This is a genomic window from Herbaspirillum sp. NPDC101396, assembly GCF_044767365.1.
In the GTDB taxonomy this organism is placed as follows: Bacteria; Pseudomonadota; Gammaproteobacteria; order Burkholderiales; family Burkholderiaceae_D; genus Herbaspirillum.
Map to the genome: position 1 here is coordinate 127825 of NZ_JBIWNT010000006.1, position 22503 is coordinate 150327.

Sequence of the window (22503 nt, forward strand, 5' to 3'; positions counted from 1 at the left end):
ACAAGATGAACAACCCATTGAACAAGAAACTCTTTTACGTTGTGCTGCTGATCCTGGCATTGCTGGCGCCGTTCGGCCTGTATCCGGTGTTCCTGATGAAGATGCTGTGCTTCGCGCTGTTCGCGTGCGCCTTCAATCTGCTGATCGGTTACACCGGCCTGCTGTCGTTCGGCCATGCGGCCTTCTTCGGCGGCGCCGGCTATGTGGCCGGCCAGGCGATCAAGGCCTGGGGTGTGCCGACGGAAATCGGCCTGATCCTGGGCACCCTGACGGGCGCGCTGATCGGCCTGGTCATGGGCCTGCTGGCGATTCGCCGCCAGGGCATCTACTTCACCATGATCACGCTGGCGCTGGCGCAGATGCTGTTCTTCGTTGCGCTGCAAGCACCGTTCACCGGCGGCGAAGACGGCCTGCAAGGCATCCCGCGCGGCAAGCTGCTCGGCTTCATCGATCTGTCCAGCGACATGACCCTGTACTACGTCGTGCTGGCGATCGCGATTGCCGGCTTCGCCCTGATCGTGCGCACCATCCACTCGCCGTTCGGCCAGGTGCTCAAGGCGATCAAGGAAAACGAACCGCGCGCGATCTCGCTGGGCTATGACGTCGACCGCTACAAACTGCTGGCGTTCGTGCTGTCGGCGGCGCTGACCGGCCTGGCCGGTTCGACCAAGGCGCTGGTGCTGGGCTTTGAAACCCTGACCGACGTGCACTGGAGCATGTCAGGCCTGGTGGTGCTGATGACGCTGGTCGGCGGCCTGGGCACGATCATCGGTCCTATCGTCGGCGCGGTGATCATCATCATGCTGGAGAACAAGCTGGGCGACATCGGCAACTGGCTGGCGTCCGTGACGCACATCGAGTGGTTCAATACGCTGGGTGATTCGGTGACGATCGTGACGGGCTTCATCTTCATCGTTTGCGTGCTGGCCTTCCGTCGCGGCATCGTGGGTGAGATCCTGAACCTGTTCAACAAACGTTCGGCAAGCACGTCGCATTGATGCACTGATGCACTGATGCGCTGATTACAGCGAACCTGGCAACTGCCGCCGCACAGCTCAGCTGTCCGGCGGCAGTTTTCATTTGACGCCGGCCGGTTTGCTTGTACAGTGTCGCCACGCGCAATGATGCAGACAAGCGTATCCCGGAGAATTGAATGGCAGTGCCCCAGACCGACGAGCAGATTGAGATTTTGAAGTGTCACGCCCAGATCGTCATGATCGAGGCGGTTGCCGGCTCGGGCAAGACCACGACGCTGGCGATGCTGGTGAAGCAGGCCCTGACGAGGGGAATGGGTGCACATCAGATTCAATGCCTGTGTTTCTCGGAAGGCGCAAACAAGCGCTTCCGTGAAAAGCTGTACGAGGAGGGCGTCGCCAGGCCGGTGCCTTTGAATACGGTAGAAGCGTACGCGCGTGAGTGCCTGGCGCAGCTGGGCGAAGCGCTGACGCTGGAGAAGACGCGCTACTATGCCTCGGATGAAGAGTTGCGCCCGCATCTGGTCGCCGCTGCCAATAGCGTGTTGGCGCGCAATGAGGGAAGAGCAGGGCGAAGCGACAACGGCTTCGATTTTTCCTTCGAGAAAAACAGCGCCAACGCCGAGGAAATGTTCTCGCTGCTGTACCGCTTCAAGGCGAGCTTGGCCTCGCACCGCTTCCATGACGAGGAGCTGGATTATGACGACCTCGATCAACTGTCGACGCAGTTCGGCACGCAGATCGAAGCGGTTGAAATCGGCATCGCCTATGAGAGGCAACGGCAAACTTATCCCGGCGAGTACAAATGGCGCAGCGCCGCGGATCTGGTGCCGGACCTGGTTGAGCTGCTGAGCAATCATCCGTCTGCACTGGACATCCTGCCGGCCAAGGCCTTGTATCTGATCGACGAATGGCACGACATCAATGCGGCGGAATTTCGCTTGTTGCAGTTATTGCTGCGGGGAAATAAATTGGTTGCAGTAGGCGATCGTTATCAAATTATCAACTCCGCACGCGGCGCCGATATTGTCTATTCCACCGCCGGTTTTGAAATGGCCTTCCCCAATGCGCAGTATCTGCCGCTGGGGAAATCCTATCGTTTCGGGTCTTCACTGTCCAAGCTCGCGCAGCGCCTGACGGCGCGCAAATGCGCCTCGCATGAAGATCTGTACACAGAAATCAAGCGCCTGACTTACGACCCGACCTTGCCCGGTGATTGCGCCGCGAAAGTGACGCAGCAGGTGCAAGCGCTGGTGAAGGCACGGGCCGACACGCGTTACTCCGACATCGCGATCATCGTGCGCGAGCCGGACCAGACCATCGAGATCGAAAACCTGCTGCTCGACCAGAACATTCCGTATTACTGCGACGACATCGAGTCTTACCTCCACCGTCCCGAAATCCTGATGCTGCGCGGTCTGCTGCATATGGCCGGCAACACGTTCGCGACACTGCAAGGCGACAAGGAAAGCATCAAGCGCATGGTCATGGGATTTTCCCTGTATTTGCCGGTGGGGGAGTCGTCCGAAGACTGGGAGCGTGGTTACTTTGCCGAAGGTACCTGGTTCGAGGAAGCGCAACGGATGATTGCGGAACAGCCGAACGCGCTCAAGGATTTTTTTGAAGCGGTGCTCTGCAAACCGCGTGATACGGACGACGACATGACGCTGCGCTGGAAGCAGCGCTTCACCGATGTCGTGAAAGAATTACAAAAGCTGAACGAGGAGAGCAGCGCGGCGGAGTTGCTCAACTTCGCCAATCGTCAGCTGTCATTGGTCGACGCCACCAGCCGGGCCTTCATCAATCGCAGCCGTGCGACGTCGGCGGCCAAGTCGATCCAGACCTTCATCGCCTTTGCGGCACGTCACCCCGACATGAATGCGGCGGACTTCCTCGCCGAGTTGCATCTGCGCCAGCAAAAGGTCAGCAAGAATCGGAACGCCATCCAGTCGCGCCGGCAATTGACACTGACAACCATCCAGGCAGCGAAAGGGCGGCAGTGGCCGCATGTGCTGGTGCCTTATCTGCAGCAGCATGAATTCCCTCGCTTGCGGGATATCGCCGAAGAGGTACGCCATTTTTATGTGGCGATGACGCGGGCCATCTCCAGCCTCTCCTTGTTTGAACCCGATGAAGAACATGCAGGGCAGCGCAGCGTCCTGATGGATCGCGTGCGCAAGTAACGTCGTTCGCTTCGCACGGTGTCGGATACCTGTATCTGATAGGAGTGGAGAAGGGCGGGTCGCAGGAGTAAAATGCTTGTCGCTCTGACGTTGCCTCCTGCTTGCTACACGCGCATTTGTCGGTGCCGCGTCGACAAGTTATTTCCCTTCTCCCGTTTTGCGAAAGCCTCCCATGTCGTTGTTTTTCCCGCGCTGTATGTCCACGCAGGCAGATGTCCATGCCTGATCTCTTTTCCAATTATGTGATTCTCTGCATCGGTGCATTCGTCGCCGGCCTGGTGGATGCGGTGGTCGGCGGTGGCGGCCTGGTGCTGATCCCGACCTTGTTCTCGGTCTTTCCCAACGTTGCACCGGCCACGCTGCTCGGCACCAACAAGGTGGCAGGCGTCATGGGTACCAGTGCGGCTGCGATCAATTTCGCCCGCAAGGTCCGCATCCACTGGGCTGCCGCGGCGCCGGCGGCATTGGCGGCATTTGCCTTGTCCTTTTGCGGCGCCTACCTGGTTACCCACGTGCCGACTGAATTGATGCGCAAGGCCTTGCCGTTTATCTTGCTGGCGGTGGCGATTTATACCTTGAAGAAGAAGGACTTCGGCCAGCACCATGCACCGCTATTGTCCGGAGGCAAGGAAAGACTCTACGCCATTTTGGTTGGTGCCGGGGTAGGGTTCTATGACGGGTTGTTCGGACCGGGTACCGGTAGCTTCTTCGTCTTCCTCTTCGTGCGTATCTTTGGCTACGATTTCCTGCGTGCGTCGGCGGTGTCCAAGGTCGTGAACATTGCGACCAATCTGGCGGCGCTGGTGTGGTTCTCGTACAGCGGCCACGTGATCTGGCAGTTGGGTCTGCTGATGGCGGTGTTCAATATCGGCGGTTCTTTGGTCGGTACCCGCCTGGCGATGAAGCATGGCAGCAGCTTTGTCCGCAAACTTTTCCTGTTAGTGGTGAGCGCGCTAATTCTGAAGACCGGCTACGACGCATTTTTAAAATGAAGGACGCATAGTTTTCAGCGATTGTTTCACGTGAAACAATCGCTGGAGGGTATCGGTGTAGTTGAAAAGGGAGTCGAAGTCCTCCCTTTTTGTTTGTCCGTCGCAAGTCGGCCCATACCCAGCGCATACTAATCCAACCTCAAATTGTTTCACGTGAAACAAAAAGCGTGAATAAAAAGCGAATAACAGGGGTAGGCCCTGATACCTGTCCAAAAAGACTTTATAATCTCGCCTCTGTTCACCGTCTCCACGAGGCGCATTATGCTATTCCCCACACACTTTGATGTCATTGTCGTCGGCGGCGGTCACGCCGGAACCGAAGCTGCTTTGGCATCCGCCCGCATGGGTCAAACGACTTTGCTGCTGACCCACAACATCGAGACCCTCGGTCAGATGTCGTGCAATCCTTCCATTGGCGGTATCGGCAAGGGTCACCTGGTCAAGGAGGTTGACGCCATGGGCGGCGCGATGGCGATTGCGACAGATGAGGCGGGCATCCAATTCCGTATCCTGAACTCTTCCAAAGGGCCGGCCGTACGCGCCACGCGCGCCCAGGCCGACCGCATCCTGTACAAGCAGGCGATCCGTTCACGCTTGGAAAACCAACCAAACCTGTGGCTATTCCAGCAGGCGGTGGATGACCTGATCGTCGAAGGCGACCGCGTGATCGGTGCCGTGACCCAGGCCGGGATCCGCTTTGCGGGCAGGGCGGTGGTGCTGACTGCGGGTACTTTCCTCGACGGGAAGATCCACGTCGGCCTCAATAATTACTCCGCCGGCCGTGCCGGGGACCCGCCGGCGATCTCCCTGTCGGCGCGCCTGAAAGAGCTCAAGCTGCCGCAAGGCCGTCTGAAAACCGGCACGCCGCCACGCATTGACGGCCGCAGCATCGATTTTTCGGTGCTGGAAGAGCAGCCCGGCGACCTCGATCCGATCCCGGTATTCTCGGTCATGGGCAATGTCGGCATGCATCCGGCACAGATGCCGTGCTGGATTACCCATACCAACACCCAGACCCACGACATCATTCGCGCCGGTCTCGACCGCAGCCCGATGTACACCGGTGTGATCGAAGGCGTCGGCCCGCGCTACTGTCCGTCGATCGAAGACAAGATTCACCGCTTCGCCGGCAAGGATTCGCACCAGATCTACCTGGAGCCGGAAGGCCTGACGACCAACGAGTTCTACCCCAACGGTATTTCCACCAGCCTGCCGTTCGACGTCCAGCTGGCACTGGTGCGCTCAATGCGCGGCATGGAAAACGCCCACATCCTGCGCCCCGGCTACGCCATCGAGTACGACTACTTCGACCCGCGCGGCCTCAAGTCTTCGCTGGAAACCCGCCAAATCCAGGGTCTCTTCTTCGCCGGCCAGATCAACGGCACTACCGGTTACGAAGAAGCGGCAGCCCAAGGCATGCTGGCCGGTCTCAACGCTGCACTGCAAACACAGGGCCGTGATTCCTGGACCCCGCGTCGCGACGAGGCTTACCTCGGGGTGCTGGTCGACGACCTGATTACCCAGGGCGTGCTGGAGCCTTACCGCATGTTCACCAGCCGCGCCGAGTATCGCCTGAGCCTGCGTGAAGACAATGCCGACCTGCGCCTGACCGAAATCGGCCGCCAGCTTGGTTGCGTCGGCGATGCCCAGTGGGAAATGTTCGAGAAAAAGCGCGAAGCCGTTGCACGTGAAATGGAGCGCCTGAAATCCACCTGGGTCAACCCGCGCATCCTCGCCGACGCCGAAGCCGAGCGCGTGCTGGGCAAAGCCATCGAGCGTGAATACAACCTGGTCGATCTGCTGCGCCGCCCGAACGTTACCTACGACAGCCTGATGACGCTGACCGGCACCGACGGCCAGGCGCTGGCGGGTCCGGGCGTGAGCGACGATCCGGTGCGCGAACAGATCGAGATCCAGATCAAGTACGCCGGCTACATCGACCGCCAGGCCAAGGAAATCGGCCGCCAGGAACACAATGAAAGCCTGAAATTGCCGGCCGACCTCGACTACATGGAAGTCCAGGCGCTGTCGATCGAAGTGCGCCAGAAGCTCAACAAGCACAAGCCCGAAACCCTGGGCCAGGCTTCGCGCATTTCCGGCGTGACGCCGGCGGCCTTGTCCCTGCTGCTGGTCCACCTGAAAAAAGGCGGCCTGAGGCACGCCGCCGTTTCCGATAATCATAACGAAGCGGCCTGAGCATCTTGAATACGACCACCACCACGCCTACCGACCTGCAACTGGGCAGCACCCTCAGCGCCGGCGCCGAAGCGCTCGGCCTGACGCTGAGCGCCGGCCAGCACAAGAAGCTGCTGGCTTACCTGGCCCTGATGGCCAAGTGGAATCGCACTTACAACCTGACCGCACTGCGCGATCCGGCGCAGATGATGACCCATCATTTGCTCGATTCGCTGGCTGCGGTATCGGCCTTCGCGCAAGCCGACAATGTGCTGGACGTCGGCGCCGGCGGCGGTTTGCCCGGTATCGTTCTGGCCATCTGGGCGGCCGAGGCGCGTCCCGGCATGAAGGTGTCGATGATCGACACCGTGCACAAGAAGACCGCGTTCCTCACGCAAGCCAAGGCGGAATTGCAATTAAGCAATATCTCAGTGTATACGGCGCGCGTCGAACAGTTGCAAGTTAAGCAACTATTCGACGTCATCACTTCACGCGCGTTTGCGGAACTCAACGACTTCATCAACTGGTCGAACCATCTGTTGCAACCCGGCGGTCGCTACATCGCCATGAAGGGCGTGATGCCGCAGGACGAAATCGCGCGCCTGCCGGATGGATGGAAGGTGGAAAAGACCCAGGCACTGGAGGTGCCCGGACTCGATGCAGAACGTCATCTGATCTTTATTGAAAGGTCCTGAATGAAGCACTTGCCAGTCACTCGCGCATTATCGGTTTTTGCCTTCGCGGCCGCAGTCTTGTCCACGGCCGCTCCGGTCCTGGCCCAGGAAGTCGTCACCGTACCCTCGGTCGACCTGAAGCGCTACGTCGGCAAATGGTATGAAATCGCCCGCTTCCCGAACAGCTTCCAGAAGAAATGCATTTCCAACGTGACCGCCGAATACCGCGCGCGCACCGACGGCGACATTGATGTCACCAATCGCTGCAAGGTCGAAGGCGGGGTGCTCGACCAGGCCGACGGCCTGGCGCGTGTGATCGAAGGCAGCCACAACGCCAAACTGCAGGTACGCTTCGCACCAGCCTGGCTGGCATGGTTTCCGCTGGTGTGGGGCGACTACTGGGTGATCGACCTGGACGCCGACTACTCGGTCGCGACCGTCGGCACGCCATCGCGCGACTACCTGTGGATCCTGGCGCGCAAGCCGGCGCTGTCGACCGCGGAATATGAAGCCGCCGTCAACAACGCCACCAAGCAGGGTTTCGACACGTCGAAGCTGGTCAAGACGCCGCAAGAATAATTCACGACCGATATTCCAATCAAGGAGACGCCATGCAAGCACTGTTTCACATGATCGGCATTACCGATGTCTGGCAACTGATTGCCGCGACGGTGGTGTTCCTGATGCTGCCCGGTCCCGGCACGTTCTGCGTGCTGACCTGCTCGGCCAAGCACGGCTTGCGCGGCGGCTTCGCAGCGATCGCAGGCCTGATGCTGGGCGACATCGTGCTGATGTTCCTCGCGGCGATCGGCGTGGCGGCGCTGCTGCACGCCAATCCTCTGCTGTTCAAGGGCATGCAGTATGTGGGCGCGGCCTATCTGGCTTATCTCGGCGCACGCTTGCTGTTTGCGAAGGAAGAGGGTGGATCTTCGGTGGTGCCGTTCTCGAACATGGCGGATTTCCGTCGCGGCTTTTTCGTCACGCTGATGAATCCGAAGGCCATCGTGTTCTACATGGCATTTTTCCCGCTGTTCATCGATCCTGCCACGCAAAAAGGTGCAGCGACTTTCCTGACCATGGGCGCCGTGATTTGTACATGCACGCTGATCTATGGCAGTCTGCTGGTCCTGGCCGGCAACGCCGCCGCAAAACGGCTCGCGCGCAATCGCAAAATTGCCACGCTGGCCTCGCGCGCAGCCGGCGTTTTCCTGATCGGCTTCGGCATCAAGCTGAGCACGCACTAAGCTGTATCGACGACAAACTCAACGACAAACGATTCACTGTAATCCCGACGGAACACTAACTAGAAAAACCTATGGCTAAAATCTTTTGCGTTGCGAATCAAAAAGGCGGTGTGGGCAAAACCACCACAGCAGTCAATCTCGCTGCCGGCCTGGCACAGCACAATCAGCGCGTGCTGCTCGTCGACCTCGATCCGCAGGGCAATGCCACCATGGGTTCCGGCATCAACAAGGCCGAGCTTAAGGGCTCGATCTATGAAGTGCTGCTCGGCATGGCCGACATCAAGAGCGTACGCAAGCGTTCCGAAAGCGGCAACTTCGACGTGCTGCCGGCCAACCGCGAACTGGCCGGCGCCGAAGTCGAAATGGTCGAACTCGAGAATCGCGAGAAGCGGCTGAAGGATGCCTTCGCCGCCGTCGCCGACGACTACGATTTCATTCTCATCGATTGTCCGCCGGCGCTGTCGCTGCTGACGCTCAACGGCTTGTGCTCGGCCCATGGCGTGGTGATCCCGATGCAGTGTGAATACTATGCGCTCGAAGGCCTGTCCGACCTCGTCAACACCATCAAGAAAGTGCACGCCAAGCTCAACCCCGATCTCAAGATCATCGGCTTGCTGCGGGTGATGTTCGATCCGCGCATGACGCTGTCGCAGCAAGTGTCCGACCAGTTGGAACAGCATTTCGGCGACAAGGTATTCAAGACCGTGATCCCGCGCAACGTGCGCCTGGCCGAAGCGCCGTCGTACGGCATGCCGGGTGTGAACTTCGACGCAGCGTCCAAGGGCGCGCAGGCGTACATCGCATTCGGCGCCGAGATGGTCGAACGCATCAAGACGCTGTAATCGTATAAACGATATAAACAATTTCAGTAATCAGTATTTCAGAAACAGGCAGGTAAAAGATGGCAACCAAAAAATCAAAAGGCCTCGGCCGCGGTCTCGACGCACTGCTCGGCGGATCTTCCGATATCACCGAAGACGTGCCGGTCGTTGCGGGTTCGCCATCGGTGATGCCGGTCACGGATCTGCAGGCCGGCAAGTACCAGCCGCGCAGCCGCATGGACGAAGGCGCGCTCAATGAACTCGCTGCCTCGATCAAGGAGCAGGGACTGCTGCAGCCGATCCTGATCCGCGCCATCGGCCAGAAGAACGGCAAGGACATCTACGAAATCATCGCCGGCGAACGCCGCTTCCGCGCGGCCAAGATCGCCGGCCTGACCGAAGTTCCGGTGCTGGTGAAGAACGTCGACGACCAGACCACCGCCGCGATGGCGCTGATCGAAAACATGCAGCGCGAGGATCTCAATCCGCTGGAAGAAGCGCAGGGCATCCATCGCCTGATCACCGATTTCAACTTCACGCATGAGCAGGCGGCAGTGGCAGTCGGCCGTTCGCGCAGCGCGGTGTCGAACCTGCTGCGCTTGCTGAACCTGGCCAAGCCGGTGCAAACCATGCTGATGGCCGGCGATATCGACATGGGTCACGCACGCGCCTTGCTGGCGGTGGATTCTGCGACGCAGATCACGCTGGCGAACCAGATCGTCGCCAAGCGCATGTCGGTGCGCGAGGCGGAAAAGCTGGTAGTGCGCACCACCGCCGAGCAAGCGGCATCGAACAAACCACGCGACGGCGGCAAGGAAAAATCACGCGACATCACACGCCTCGAAGAAGAACTGTCCGACATCCTGGCCACGCAAGTGTCGATCAAGACCGGCGCCAAGAATCGCGGCCAGCTGGTCATCAATTTCTCCGACCTCGATGCGCTCGACGGCGTGATCGCACGCCTGCGCGGCGAAGCGGTCGAGCAGTAACGCTGCAAGCTCCGGCGGCAGCACGTGTAGCAGCAGCTGCCGCCGCAATGAAAGGAAAGCGCCATGCCTTACCTGCAACTCGACGTCAACGACAGCTATCCGGCGGAGCAAAAGAAGCAGCTCGCCACGCGCATGGCGCAAACCTATGCCGACATGATGACAGTGGATATCCGCCGCATCAGCATCGTCATCCGCGAGTGCGGCGCAGGCAGTGTGTGGCGTACGGTTGACGGTGGCGAAGTGGAGCCGGTCTCGGTGCTGATGTGCGACATCCGCCGCGGCCGCACGCCGGAGCTGCGCATGGAAGTCGCCAAGGCCTTGTGCCGCGATTGCATCGACGTGCTGGGCTTGCGCGAAGACCGGCTCAACGTCGAGTTCACTCAGCACAGCGGCGATGAAATGTACCACCCGACGCTGGGTGGCTACAGTCCCGAATGGTCCGCCGGCGAAGCCGCGCCGGAGAGTTGATCACAGCGCTGATAACCGTACTGACTACCTTGTATCGGCACTCGTCGAAAAATTATCCCGATACTGCTGCGCACTGATGCCGAGCCGGCGCTGGAACACCACGCGCATGTGGCTGGCATCGCGGAAGCCGCAGCGCCAGGCGACCGTCTTCAACGGCGCCGCCGAACTCTCCAGCATCACGCGCGCCGCATCGACGCGCGCACTCTCGATGAACTCCGCCGGCGTCATGCGCGCATCGCGTGCAAACACGCGCGCAAAGTTGCGCGGACTGCTCGACACCACCTTGGCCAACACGTCGACGCTGAGCTTCTCCTGCAGATGCTCGCGCACGTAATGCTGCACCTGGCCGACCAATGAAGTTTCTTCCGCATACGGCGTAAGGTAAGGACTGAACTGCGATTGTCCGCCGCTGCGCTGCATGAACACCACCAGCCGTTTGGCGACGTTGAGTGCGACTTCCTGGCCGGCGTCTTCCGCCAGCAACGCCAGCGACAGGTCGATGCCGGCAGTCACGCCCGCCGACGTCACCAGCTTGCCATCGCGCAGATAGATGCGATCGGCATCGACTTCGACCTCGGGGAAATCACGCGCCAATACAGCGGCGTCATTCCAATGCGTAGTCACGCGTTTGCCGTTGAGCAGGCCGGCATGCGCCAGCAAAAATGCGCCGTTGCAGATCGAGCCGTGGCGACCGGCGCGTTGCCCGGCATCGGCCAGCCAGTCGCTCAACTCGGCATCGCGCTCCTGCTGAGGCAAGCCGGGACCGCCGGCGGCGAGCAGCAGGTCGTAGTTCTCACGCGCATCGCTGTAGTGCAGGTGCGGCACGATCTGCATGCGGTTGGAACAGACGATGGGCTCGTGCGTGCTGCCGATCACGCTGAGGTGGTAGTGCTGTTGCGGCGGCAAGAAACGGTTGGCCTCGGCGAATACGTCGAGCGGGCCCGAGACATCGAGCGCCTGGACTCCGGGGAACACCAGCAGGGCGACAGTAGGCATGGCAGCAATCGGCAGTGGAAACGATAGCCGCCATCATAGCGCCGTCCTGACAATGTGGTGATGCGGCCTCCCTGATCACAGGCTCGGTGCATTTTTCGAGCACCCGCCGCGCGATGACCGTGACTGCTCCTGATTGCTTTGCGACGCTCGCGTCAACATCTTGCGATATGAGAATTTCTCGCAAGCGATGTGATTATTTTCCGTTTTGTCTGTCGGTCCGCGGTCCGCATAATGGCGTCTTGCCGCAGCAGAGAAGATCGAAGAAAGGAAAAAATGTCGGCGCGCTGCGGCAGATGGGAGGGCCATCCATCATCAAAGGAAACGACATGCCGGTAGCAGAAATCCAGAGTTTTTTGAAAGAGTACTTCGACGTCCTGCAGAGCCAGGATATTGAGCAATTCGATCGCGTCTTCCATCGCGGTTGCGTGCTGTATTCGGCACAGGACGGCGTGGTCGTCGTGCGCCCGTTCGACGAGTATCGCAAGATGGTGCAGGGGCGTGAATCGCCGCAGTCGCGCGGCTTTGGGCGTGCCGATCAGATTCTGATGATTGATGTGCTGTCGCCCGATATGGCGCTGGCCAAAGTGCGCCTGCGCCTGTTCGACAACATCATGGAGGACTACCTGAACCTGCTCAGGGTGGACGGCAAATGGACCATTGCCGCCAAGTTTTTTCACCGCGCTGAAACACTGGCGGGTTGAACGAAAAAAGAAGATGTGCATCCCGGCGTCGCGAAAAATCTGCAGCGCCGGAATGCGATTTGCACGATCAGCCCGTCACGCTTCCTCACCCAGGAAACCACCACTCTGATGCGACCACAGGCGTGCATACAAACCGTTGTGTGCCAGCAGTTCCTGGTGACTGCCTTGTTCGACAATGCGACCCTGGTCGAGCACGATCAGGCGGTCCATCGCCGCGATGGTCGACAGGCGGTGGGCGATGGCGACCACGGTCTTGCCTTCCATGAGGCGATACAGGCTTTCCTGGATTGCTGCTTCCACTTCCGAATCGAGCGCGCTGGTGGCTTCGTCCAGCAGCAGGATCGGTGCATCCTTGAGCATCACGCGCGCAATCGCGATACGCTGGCGTTGACCGCCGGACAGTTTCACGCCGCGCTCGCCGACGTGCGCATCGTAACCACGGCGGCCGTGCGCATCGGCCAGGTTGCCGATGAAGTCGTGCGCTTCGGCGCGGCGTGCGGCGGCGATCATGTCGTCGTCACCGGCGTCGGGGCGGCCGTACAGGATGTTGTCGCGCACCGAGCGATGCAGCAGCGAAGTGTCTTGCGTGACCATGCCGACTTGCGCACGCAGGCTGTCCTGCGTGACGTGGGCGATGTCCTGGCCGTCGATCAGCACGCGGCCCTGCTCGACATCATAGAAACGCAGCAGCAGGTTGACGATGGTTGACTTACCGGCGCCGGAACGGCCGACCAGGCCAATCTTTTCGCCGGGGCGGATGTTCAGGTTGAGCTGGTCGATCACCTGGCGCGCATCCGGACCGGTGGCGCCGTAGGCGAAGCTGACGTTCTCGAAGACCAGTTCACCGCGTTTGACATCAAGCGGTTGCGCGTCCGGCAAATCCTTCACATCATGCGCGCGCGACAGCGTGTTGATGCCGTCTTGCACGGTGCCGACGTGTTCGAACAGCGCCGCCATTTCCCACATCACCCAATGCGCGATGCCGTTCAGGCGCAGCGCCATCGCGGTGGCTGCGGCGACCGCGCCGATGCCGAGCTGGCCCTGCGTCCACAGCCACAGCGCCACGCCCGCCGTCGACAGGATCAGCACCATGTTGAGCGAGTGATTGACGATTTCAAAACCGCTGACCAGGCGCATCTGACGATTCACCGTGAGCAGGAAATCCTGCATCGCGCTGCGCGCATAACCGGCCTCGCGACCCGCGTGCGAGAACAGCTTGACGGTGGCGATGTTGGTGTAGGCATCGGTGATGCGTCCGGTCATCAGCGAGCGCGCATCGGCCTGGTTGCGCGCCACCTTCGACAGGCGCGGCACGAAGTAGCGCAACGCCGCCATGTACAGCACCAGCCAGCCGAAGAAGGGCGCCAGCATCCACAGGTCGAAGCCGCCGACCACCGCCGCCATGGTGACGAAGTAGATCATCACGAACACCAGGATGTCGCCCATGATCATGCACACGTCGCGCACCGCCAGCGCGGTCTGCATCACCTTGGCGGCGACGCGGCCGGCGAATTCGTCCTGATAGAAACTCATGCTCTGGTTGAGCATCAGGCGATGGAATTTCCAGCGCAGCATCATCGGGAACGCGCCCGCCAGCGTCTGGTGCTTGAAGAAGGTCTGCAGTGCGATCAGCAGCGGACTGCCGGCCAGCACCACGGCCAGCCAGATCAGGCTGCCGCGTTCCTGCGTCCACAACTGCGCCGGCGCGATATGGCTGAGCCAGTCGACGATGCGGCCCATCATCGCGAACAGCAGCGCTTCGAAGGCGCCGATGATCGCGGTCAGTGTGGTCATCGCCACGATGTAGCGGCGCAGACCCTTGGTACAGGCCCAGATGAAGGCGGTGAAGCCGCGCGGCGGCGGCTTGATGACGTTGTCGGGGTAGGGGTGAACCAGTTTTTCAAACCATGCGAGCATGCAATCTCCAGAGTGTCGCCGGGTGGACCGGTGCACATTTCTTGTCGTGTGCGAGGATGGCGCAGAAGAAATCGGGCGGCGGTGCGGCGAAGAACAGAGATTCTAACCCGTTCACCAAAACAGGGCGGGTAGCTTGCTGCAGGCTGACGAATACCGCCGGCGCGCCTTGATTGCAGCCTTCGTTGCACTTGGTTGCATTTATTCCGCAGCCGAAAACCGCCGGATTGCTTATCATCGCGGATGATCCTGCACAGAACTCCTTCGGAAAATTCATGACAGCCAACAAGAAAAAAGCCATCGCACAGCCCTTCAACCGTCACGCCGTCTGGCGACTCATCAAACCGTACTGGATTTCGGAAGAACGCTCGAAAGCATGGGGTCTGATGGCGGTGATCATTGCGCTGGTGCTGGTCATGGTCTACATCAATGTGCTTCTCACCGACTGGAATCGCACCATGTACGATTCCCTGCAGAACAAGGATTACGCCGCCTTCAAGGGCCTGCTGTGGCAGTTCAGTTACCTGGCCTTTGCCTATATCGTGGTCGCCACGGCGCGCATTTACCTGACGCAATCGCTGCAGATCCGCTGGCGCACCTGGATGACCGACAAGTACATGGGGAAGTGGCTGGACCATCACGCCTACTACCGCATGGAGCAGGGCCGCATTGCCGACAATCCCGACCAGCGTATCGCGGAGGACTTGCGCTCGCTGACCTCGAACACCATCAGCCTGGTGCTCGGCTTCATCTCCAGCCTGGTGACGCTGGTGTCCTTCGTCGGCATCCTGTGGGCCATCAGCGGGCCGCTCTCGTTCGCCTTCATGCAGCACGACTGGGTCATCCCGGGCTACATGGTGTGGTTCGCCATCGCCTATGCCGGCGTCGGCTCGTGGATCATCTGGTGGATCGGCAAGCCTCTGGTGGTGCAGAGCTACAACCAGGAGCGCTTCGAGGCGAACTATCGTTTCGGCTTGATCCGGATTCGCGAACATGCCGAAGCTATCGCCCTGTATCGCGGCGAGCGACGCGAGCGTGACGAGCTCGACCTGCGTTTCGAAGATATCCGCCGCAACTGGTGGGACATCATGCGCACCACCAAGAGCCTCAACATCGCGAGCAATTTCTATGGCCAGTTCGCAATCATTTTCCCGATGCTGGTGGCGGCGCCGCGCTATTTTTCCGGCGCCATGTCGCTGGGCGTGCTGATGCAGCTCAGCAGCGCCTTCGGCCAGGTGCAGGATGCCTTGTCATGGTTCATCAACGCCTTCACCACGCTGGCCGACTGGAAGGCCAGCATCAATCGTCTGGCTGGTTTCAACCTCGCGGTGGAACAGGCCCAGAAGCAACCCGCCAGCATCTCGGTGGAACGCAACAACGTCGGCGCCATCCTGTTCGACAAGCTCGACCTTGCACTACCCGACGGACGCGCGCTGATTGGCGGCGTCAATGGCGCAATCCATCCCGGCGAGCGCATCCTGGTGAGCGGCCCATCGGGTTGCGGCAAGTCGACGCTGTTCCGCGCCATCGCCGGCATCTGGCCGTACGGCGGCGGCGACATCCAGATCCCGCACAAGGCGAAGCTGATGTTCGTGCCGCAAGCGAGTTACCTGCCGATCGGCACGTTGCGTTCGGCGCTGGCGTATCCGGCCGATGAGAGCGCTTATACCGACCTGGCGATCTGCCACTATCTCGACCTGTGCCGCCTGCCGCATCTCAAGGACCAACTCGATGTCTACAACAACTGGGGCAATCGCCTGTCGCCGGGCGAGCAACAGCGCCTGGCGTTTGCGCGCGTGTTCCTGACGCGACCGGAAGTCGTGTTCCTCGACGAAGCCAGCAGCGCCATGGACGGCGAGACCGAAGAAGCGCTGTACTCCCTGCTGCACGAAGAGCTGCCGCAGTCAGCCATCGTCAGCATCGCTCATCGCGAAACCGTGGCGCGCTACCATCAGCAGCGCTGGCATTTTTCCAACCGCAACAATGCTGCCGGCGACAGCATCAGCCGTCTCAACATCCAGCCGCTTTGATCGTGCTGAACCGGCCGCGCTGAATGCGCACTCTCAGGCGTTATAGCCGCCGTCAATGGTGAGCGCGGCGCCGGTCACGAAGCGGCCTTCGTCGCCGGCCAGGAACGCCACCAGGCCGGCGATATCCTTACCTTCGCCGTAATGCGGCAGTGCCATGAAGGCCAGCGAGCCGGCCGCCTTGGGACCGGCGGCAGGATTCATGTCGGTGTCGGTCGGGCCCGGCTGTACCAGGTTGGCGGTGATGCCGCGCGCGCCGAGGTCGCGCGCCATGCCCTTGGTCAGGCCGACCAGCGCCGACTTGTTCATCGCGTAGAGCGTGATGGAAGGCTTCGGCACGCGGTCGGCCAGGTTGCTGCCGATGGTGATGATGCGTCCGCCTTGCTGCATGTGACGGGCCGCCGCCTGCGAGGCGACGAACACCGCGCGCACGTTGATCGCGTTGCTCAGCTCGAAGTCGTCCAGCGAATAGTCCTCGAATGGTTTGGCGATGAAGATGCCGGCATTGTTGACCAGGATGTCGAGCCGGCCGAACTCGGCCGCCGTGCGTTCCACCGCGCCGGTCACCGCTGCAGGATCGCGGTTGTCGGCGACCAGCGCCAGCGCACGCCGGCCGCCGTTGCGGATGTCTTCGGCCACGGCCTGCGCCTTGTCCGCGGCGCTGGCGTAGGTGAAGGCGACGTCGGCGCCGTCGCGCGCCAGGCGGCGTGCGATTGCTGCGCCGATGCCGCGGCTGCCGCCGGTCACGAGGGCGACTTTTCCTGCAAGATGCGTCATGGGGATTCCTTTTATATAGTGATCGTTACATAATAGTGTGTCAGGCATAATATGCTTGTCAATCAATTTTGTAATGATCGCTATGGAAAGGAAGGGGCATGGCTGAGCGAGGACGTCCGCGCAGCTTCGATCGCACCGACGCCTTAAGGCGCGCGATGATGCTGTTTTGGAAATATGGATACGAAGGAACCTCGCTGGCCGACCTGACGGCGGTGATGGGCATCACCGCGCCCAGCCTGTACGCCGCCTTCGGCTGCAAGGAAGCCTTGTTCCGCGAAGTGGTGGAACACTACCAGGCCAACGAAGGGCGCTTCACCGGCGAAGCGCTGGAAGCCGATACCAGTGCGCGCGAAGCGATCGAGGCAATGCTCAACGGCGCCGCCGTCAACCTTGGCGCCACCGGCGGCTGCCTGGTCGTGACCGCGGCCACCAAATGCGGCGCGGCCAACGAAACCGTCGACCTCTACCTGCAGGAAAATCGTGTGAGCAGGAACGACGCCATCCGCCGCCGCCTCGAACGTGCGGTGCAGGAAGGCGAACTGCCGGCCGATACCGACACGCGCGGACTTGCCACCTTCTACGCCACGCTGCTGCAGGGCATGTCGATCCAGGCGCGCGACGGCACCTCGAAGAAATCGCTCAAGGCGGCGGTCGTCGCCGCAATGTCGGCATGGCCGGTGCAGCCCGTGACCGCTGCCGCAAAGGCGGTGGGCAAACGTACGGCAAAGGCGGCTGCGGCGTCATGAGGCGAGGGCATCGCCCGATGCTTACTTTGCATAGCGGCGCGCGCGCACGTATGCAAGAATGTTCCTGTCGCATTTCCCATAACATTTGAATTCCACCAGAAGACGCAGCCATGAACGACCCCATCGTGTACCTCAACGGCGAAATGACGCCGCTCTCCGAAGCCCGCATTCCCGTGCTGGACCGCGGCTTCATCTTCGGCGACGGCGTGTATGAAGTGATCCCGATGTACGCCCGCAAGCCGTTCCGCGGCACCCATCACATTGCGCGCCTGTTCCGCAGCCTTGCCACCATCGGTATTACCAATCCGCATAACGAAGCCGAATGGCTGGCGCTGATCGAGCGCGTGGTGCAGGCCAATGATCTCAACGATCAGATCGTCTACATCCAGGTTACGCGCGGCGTCGCCAAGCGCGGCCACGCATTCCCCAAGGATCCGGTCACGCCGACGGTGTTCATGATGACCAGCCCGCTGGCAGTGCCGTCGGCCGAGGTGCGCGCCAAGGGTGTGGCCTGCGTCACGCTGGAAGACAAGCGCTGGCTGAATTGCCAGATCAAGTCGACCTCGCTGCTGGGTAACGTGCTGGCGGCGCAATATGCGGCCGAGCACGAAGTCACTGAAGCGATCCAGTTCCGCGACGAGTTCCTCAGCGAAGCCTCGTCGTCCAACGTCTGGATCGTCAAGGACGGCAAGCTGTCGGCGCCGCCCAAGGACAACCTGATCCTCGAAGGCATCCGTTACGGCTTCATCGAAGAGCTGTGCAAGTCGCAGGGCATCGTGTTCGAAGCGCGCCGCATCACGCGCGAGGAAGTCTTCGGCGCCGATGAAGTGCTGCTGTCTTCCGCCACCAAGGAAGTGCTGCCGGTAGTGACCATCGATGACCAGCGCGTCGGCGACGGCAAGCCGGGCCCGGTGTTCGCCAAGTTGTACGCGGCCTACCAGGCGGCCAAGGCGGCGCTCTGAAGATCGTTGTATTTGAATAAACGCATGTCTTGTCACGCGGCAAGACATGCGCAGGCGGGCGGCGAGTGGCGTAAAATACGCAGATCGCCACAGAAGTTTTCAAAACACCGCCATGTCATCACCCAAAGATCCTGTTGATCCCGCCGCTCCTGCTATGCCCGTCATTCCTCCGGAAGAATCGCTGATTGAATATCCCAGCGATTTCCCGATCAAGGTGGTCGGCATCATGCACGACGAATTCACCGACCGCATCGTCAACATGGTGATCGAACACGATCCGTCCTTCCACGCCGGCAAGGTCGAAATGCGGCCTTCGACACAAGGCAAATACCTGTCGCTGACGGTCACCGTCCGCGCCACCAGCCGCGAGCAACTCGACAATCTGTACCGTGCGCTGTCGTCGCACGAGATGGTCAAGTTCGTGCTGTAAGCCAGGGATTGCGTCCGCCATGCGGGCATAAAAAAACCGGTTCGTCCTCGCAGGAGGCGAACCGGTTTTCATTTGCGGCGCAGCGTTTAGCGCAGGGCTGCGGTGTACGTCCGATCCAGCTTGAATACGCTGACCACCTGCGCCAGTCGCCCGGCCTGGTCCTGCAAGGATTGCGCTGCAGCTGCCGCCTGCTCGACCAGCGCGGCGTTCTGCTGAGTCGTTTCATCCATCTGCGTGATGGCCTGGCCGACCTGACTGATGCCGGCGCTCTGTTCCTGGCTGGCCGAACTGATTTCGCCGACGATGTCGGTCACGCGCTTGACGCTGGCGACCACCTCGTTCATGGTTTCGCCGGCCTGCTGCACCAGCTTGCTGCCGATGTCGACCTTGGACACCGAATCGTCGATCAGCGTCTTGATTTCCTTGGCCGCAGCGGAAGAGCGTTGCGCCAGGCTGCGCACTTCGCTCGCCACCACCGCAAAGCCCCGGCCTTGTTCGCCGGCGCGTGCAGCTTCCACCGCGGCGTTGAGCGCCAGGATATTGGTCTGGAAGGCGATGCCGTCGATCACGCTGATGATGTCGACGATCTTGCGCGAAGAGTCGTTGATCGAGCCCATCGTGTCGACCACCTGGCTCACCACCGCGCCGCCCTGTTGCGCGACCTCGGAAGCGGACACCGCGAGTTGATTCGCCTGGCGGGCATTGTCGGCATTCTGTTTCACGGTCGAGGTCAGTTCTTCCATTGCCGACGCGGTTTCTTCCAGCGAGCCGGCCTGCTGTTCGGTGCGGCCCGACAGATCCAGATTGCCGCTGGCGATTTCACTCGAGGCCGTGCTGATGGTGTCGGTGCCGACGCGCACCTGGCTGACGATATTGAGCAGGTTGTCGTTCATGGTCTTGAGCGCGGTGAGCAGCTGGCCGGTTTCGTCCTTGCCGCCGGCGACGATGTCCGAGCTCAGGTCGCCCGCCGCCACCGTTTCGGCGATGCCGACCGCCTGCGTGAGCGGGCGTGTGATGCTGATCGTCAGCAGCCATGCCAGCGCGCCGCCCAGCACCAGCTCGACGATGCCGAGGATGATCAGCATGTTGCGGCTGGACGAATAATAGTCGGCGACCGCTTCGGCCGAGGTGCTGATCTCCTGGCGCTGCATGTCGCGGAACTTGGCGACCGCGCCGGTGTAGGAGGCATACAAGGGCATGAATTTCTCCGCCGTCATCTTCTTGGCTTCGTCGAGATTGCCGGCCTTCTTGAGCTTGAATATGTCGTTGCGCACTGCCTGGTAGGTGTCGCGCACCTTGTTGATCTCGGCCAGTTGCGCGACCTCTTGCGGCGCAGTATTGATCTCTTCGATCTTCTTGCGCATCGGCGCAATGCGCGCCGACTCCGCAGCGATCTGCGCCGTGAAGTATTGCTGCGCATCCGGATCTTCAGTCTTGATCACCGCCAGCGTGCGAATGCCGCTCTCGCGGATCACCGCCAGCCATTCGACCGCGTTGCGTTCATTGGTGATCGAGTCGGTGGTGATCGACACCACGGCGGTATTGATCTGCTGCAGACGCCAGACGCTGATGCCCAGCATGACGACCATGAGCATGAGGATGACGACAAAGCCGATGCCGAGGCGTACGCCGATTTTAAGATTTTTCATAAGAGACTCCGAGCGGAAACAGACAATAGGCAAAGCGAATGCAGATACCGACCGGCAAGGCCGGCGGAAATTTTCAAGCGTGCAGGCAAGATCAGACGTCGCCTGCGCGGGGTGATGCGCACACGTTGCGGGTAGCAACTCCATGCAGCAATTTGGGGGAGGGGGTTTTCATCGGCAGCCGCGGTCGGCGGATACCTGTCGGCAATTGTTTTATATCGTTCGCCGCTCCATACCTGAACGATAGGGCATACAGAGTTTTCCAAGCAGTCGAACAGAGAGGTTTTCGGGCTGTATTTACGCGTTAGCGACCGGGCCAGCGGGGGCTCGATTTGAACAGCGCAATTTCTTCTTGCAGCCAGTTGCGGAAATGTTCCACCTGTGGCTTGCCCAGCGTTTCCGCATGGCACACGAAATAGTAGGCGCGCTCGCTTTTCCAGGCGATGTCGAACAGGCGCACCAGCTCGCCGGCGGCGATTTCCTGGGAAGCAATGGCGTGTCGCGTCAACGCTACGCCGGCGCCGTCGGCGGCCGCCCGCAAGGTCAGCGATGAGTCTTGCGTCACCAGTCCGCCGGCCGGGTCCGGCAGGTCCAGCCCGGCCAGCTTGAACCACGGCAACCAGGATTCCTGCAGGCCGTCCATGCGCAGCAACACGCAGTCGCGCAATTGCTGCGGCGACGAAGGCAGGCGACCTTGGCGATAGTTGGGGCTGGCCACCGGGTAGTAAAAATCTTCCATGATCAACTCGGTTTTCAGGCCTGGATAATTGCCCAGCCCGAAGCGCACGCCGACGTCGATGCCGTCACGCGCAAGGTCGTTGAGATGGCTGCTGGATTGCAGGATGACTTCGATGTCCGGATAGCGGTCGATGAACTTCCATAGCCGCGGCGCCAGCCAGCGCGAGGCGAACGAGGGCGGCGACGACACCACCAGACGTTGCTGACGGCCTTGCTCCTGCAGCGTTTCGGCGGCTGCGGCGATTTCGGTCAGGGCATGGCGGATGGCGGCGGCGAAACGCTGGCCGGCCTCGGTGATGGCGATACGCTTGCCGTTGCGCGTGAACAACGGCAGGCCGAGTTCTTCTTCCAGCGCGCGGATCTGATGACTGATCGCGCCTGGCGTGACGTGGATCTCTTCAGCCGCGCGCGAAAAGCTGTCATGGCGCGCCGCCGCCTCGAAGGCGCGCAAGGCGGCGAGATTGGGCAATTTACGGAAGTCGGCCATGGCATGTGAGTAAAACTAGCAAGAGACGTCAATATATATCGTTTTGGTTTGCCTGTGGCGCTGACTAGAATGTCTTCACGGATCACACAACAGTGCACGCAAGTCGGGATGGCAGAACATATCGGGCATATCGCCCGACCTTTCCCCGGCACAACCGAGAGAGGACATCATGCAAAATATATTCACTAAGAGGAACATCCGGCTGCAAGCCGGCGACGTCATGTCGCTGCAGGTCACGCGCCCGGTTTGCCTGCAAGTCGGCAGCGGCCGTGTGTGGATCACAGTCGAAGGCGGTCGCACCGATTACTGGCTGGCCGGGGGGCAAAGCCTGGATATTCCAGGCCACGGCCTGGTGGTGATCGAGTCGGTCAATACGGCCAGCAAGCTGCAGGTGGGGCTGTGCCGCCGCCATTGGCTGATGCGACTGGCCTCGGGCGTGCATATGCTGGCCCTGCGCCTGCGCGGTCGTCGCGCGGTATCGCCCGCTGCAGCCGGAACCGCAAACAATTGCGGGCAGTCTTGAAGTTTCCTTGAGGTAATTCGTTGGGTGCCGCGTTCG

The 22503-nt window shown here is 60.9% G+C and carries 22 protein-coding genes; 16 read left to right on the plus strand and 6 right to left on the minus strand.

Annotated features, from left to right (window positions below; all coding sequences use genetic code 11):
- Window positions 1–5 precede the first annotated feature (5 nt).
- From ACIROY_RS20640 to ACIROY_RS20685, 10 genes are all read left to right on the plus strand, one after another.
- Window positions 6–998, plus strand: coding sequence for a branched-chain amino acid ABC transporter permease (locus ACIROY_RS20640; RefSeq protein WP_402277928.1), 993 nt, complete (start codon window positions 6–8; stop codon window positions 996–998).
- A gap of 155 nt (window positions 999–1153) precedes the next feature.
- Entirely contained in the window at window positions 1154–3157 is a 2004-nt protein-coding gene (locus ACIROY_RS20645; RefSeq protein WP_402343841.1) for a UvrD-helicase domain-containing protein, read from the plus strand.
- A gap of 218 nt (window positions 3158–3375) precedes the next feature.
- Entirely contained in the window at window positions 3376–4149 is a 774-nt protein-coding gene (locus ACIROY_RS20650) for a sulfite exporter TauE/SafE family protein (RefSeq protein WP_402277926.1), read from the plus strand.
- A 261-nt stretch (window positions 4150–4410) separates the two neighbouring features.
- Window positions 4411–6345 carry a tRNA uridine-5-carboxymethylaminomethyl(34) synthesis enzyme MnmG gene (gene mnmG / locus ACIROY_RS20655; protein ID WP_402343844.1) on the plus strand — a complete coding sequence of 645 codons (1935 nt, stop codon included), beginning with the start codon at window positions 4411–4413 and terminating at the stop codon, window positions 6343–6345.
- 5 nt (window positions 6346–6350) lie between these two features.
- Window positions 6351–7019, plus strand: coding sequence for a 16S rRNA (guanine(527)-N(7))-methyltransferase RsmG (rsmG, locus tag ACIROY_RS20660; RefSeq protein ID WP_402277924.1), 669 nt, complete (start codon window positions 6351–6353; stop codon window positions 7017–7019).
- Window positions 7020–7577 carry a lipocalin family protein gene (locus tag ACIROY_RS20665; protein WP_402277923.1) on the plus strand — a complete coding sequence of 186 codons (558 nt, stop codon included), beginning with the start codon at window positions 7020–7022 and terminating at the stop codon, window positions 7575–7577.
- A 32-nt stretch (window positions 7578–7609) separates the two neighbouring features.
- Complete coding sequence (leuE, locus tag ACIROY_RS20670; RefSeq protein ID WP_402277922.1) at window positions 7610–8242, plus strand: leucine efflux protein LeuE; 633 nt, start codon at window positions 7610–7612, stop codon at window positions 8240–8242.
- A gap of 71 nt (window positions 8243–8313) precedes the next feature.
- Window positions 8314–9084 (plus strand): ParA family protein, encoded by a 771-nt coding sequence (locus ACIROY_RS20675; RefSeq protein WP_116436175.1) that lies wholly within the window; start codon window positions 8314–8316, stop codon window positions 9082–9084.
- A gap of 59 nt (window positions 9085–9143) precedes the next feature.
- Entirely contained in the window at window positions 9144–10052 is a 909-nt protein-coding gene (locus ACIROY_RS20680; protein WP_402277921.1) for a ParB/RepB/Spo0J family partition protein, read from the plus strand.
- A 63-nt stretch (window positions 10053–10115) separates the two neighbouring features.
- Window positions 10116–10520 (plus strand): 4-oxalocrotonate tautomerase family protein, encoded by a 405-nt coding sequence (locus ACIROY_RS20685; RefSeq protein ID WP_402277920.1) that lies wholly within the window; start codon window positions 10116–10118, stop codon window positions 10518–10520.
- Between the two features lie 24 nt (window positions 10521–10544).
- On the opposite strand, the gene ACIROY_RS20690 is transcribed toward ACIROY_RS20685, so the two are convergent.
- Window positions 10545–11516 carry a GlxA family transcriptional regulator gene (locus tag ACIROY_RS20690; protein WP_402343847.1) on the minus strand — a complete coding sequence of 324 codons (972 nt, stop codon included), beginning with the start codon at window positions 11514–11516 and terminating at the stop codon, window positions 10545–10547.
- Between the two features lie 119 nt (window positions 11517–11635).
- Between ACIROY_RS20690 and ACIROY_RS20695 the strand changes: the two genes are divergently transcribed.
- Complete coding sequence (locus tag ACIROY_RS20695) at window positions 11636–12217, plus strand: nuclear transport factor 2 family protein (RefSeq protein WP_402343850.1); 582 nt, start codon at window positions 11636–11638, stop codon at window positions 12215–12217.
- 75 nt (window positions 12218–12292) lie between these two features.
- Here the strand turns inward: ACIROY_RS20695 and ACIROY_RS20700 are convergent, their stop codons facing one another.
- Together ACIROY_RS20700 and ACIROY_RS20705 are read right to left on the minus strand one after the other, a co-directional pair.
- The gene (locus tag ACIROY_RS20700; RefSeq protein WP_402277917.1) at window positions 12293–14134 is read right to left on the minus strand and encodes an ABC transporter ATP-binding protein; all 1842 of its coding nucleotides are present in this window, start codon (window positions 14132–14134) and stop codon (window positions 12293–12295) included.
- The gene (locus ACIROY_RS20705; protein WP_402343853.1) at window positions 14118–14432 is read right to left on the minus strand and encodes a hypothetical protein; all 315 of its coding nucleotides are present in this window, start codon (window positions 14430–14432) and stop codon (window positions 14118–14120) included. Before ACIROY_RS20705 ends, ACIROY_RS20700 begins: the two co-directional genes overlap by 17 nt.
- On the opposite strand from ACIROY_RS20705, the gene ACIROY_RS20710 reads away from it, so the two are divergent.
- Complete coding sequence (locus tag ACIROY_RS20710) at window positions 14407–16161, plus strand: ABC transporter ATP-binding protein/permease (protein ID WP_402277915.1); 1755 nt, start codon at window positions 14407–14409, stop codon at window positions 16159–16161. The genes ACIROY_RS20705 and ACIROY_RS20710 overlap by 26 nt on opposite strands.
- 33 nt (window positions 16162–16194) lie before the next feature.
- On the opposite strand, the gene ACIROY_RS20715 is transcribed toward ACIROY_RS20710, so the two are convergent.
- Entirely contained in the window at window positions 16195–16935 is a 741-nt protein-coding gene (locus tag ACIROY_RS20715; protein WP_402277914.1) for a 3-oxoacyl-ACP reductase family protein, read from the minus strand.
- A gap of 98 nt (window positions 16936–17033) precedes the next feature.
- Between ACIROY_RS20715 and ACIROY_RS20720 the strand changes: the two genes are divergently transcribed.
- The 3 genes from ACIROY_RS20720 (at window position 17034) to ACIROY_RS20730 (ending at window position 19073) form a co-directional block, all read left to right on the plus strand.
- Complete coding sequence (locus ACIROY_RS20720; protein WP_402277913.1) at window positions 17034–17681, plus strand: TetR/AcrR family transcriptional regulator; 648 nt, start codon at window positions 17034–17036, stop codon at window positions 17679–17681.
- A 110-nt stretch (window positions 17682–17791) separates the two neighbouring features.
- The gene (locus tag ACIROY_RS20725; RefSeq protein WP_402343856.1) at window positions 17792–18643 is read left to right on the plus strand and encodes a D-amino acid aminotransferase; all 852 of its coding nucleotides are present in this window, start codon (window positions 17792–17794) and stop codon (window positions 18641–18643) included.
- A gap of 154 nt (window positions 18644–18797) precedes the next feature.
- Window positions 18798–19073, plus strand: a complete 276-nt coding sequence (locus ACIROY_RS20730; RefSeq protein WP_402277911.1) for a DUF493 family protein — start codon at window positions 18798–18800, stop codon at window positions 19071–19073.
- Window positions 19074–19159: 86 nt separating this feature from the next.
- Here the strand turns inward: ACIROY_RS20730 and ACIROY_RS20735 are convergent, their stop codons facing one another.
- Window positions 19160–20722, minus strand: a complete 1563-nt coding sequence (locus ACIROY_RS20735; protein WP_402343859.1) for a methyl-accepting chemotaxis protein — start codon at window positions 20720–20722, stop codon at window positions 19160–19162.
- A 301-nt stretch (window positions 20723–21023) separates the two neighbouring features.
- Window positions 21024–21944: a transcriptional regulator GcvA gene (gene gcvA / locus ACIROY_RS20740; protein ID WP_402343862.1), complete on the minus strand. Its 921-nt coding sequence runs from the start codon at window positions 21942–21944 to the stop codon at window positions 21024–21026.
- A 169-nt stretch (window positions 21945–22113) separates the two neighbouring features.
- On the opposite strand from gcvA, the gene ACIROY_RS20745 reads away from it, so the two are divergent.
- Complete coding sequence (locus ACIROY_RS20745; RefSeq protein WP_402343865.1) at window positions 22114–22467, plus strand: DUF2917 domain-containing protein; 354 nt, start codon at window positions 22114–22116, stop codon at window positions 22465–22467.
- Window positions 22468–22503: the final 36 nt, after the last annotated feature.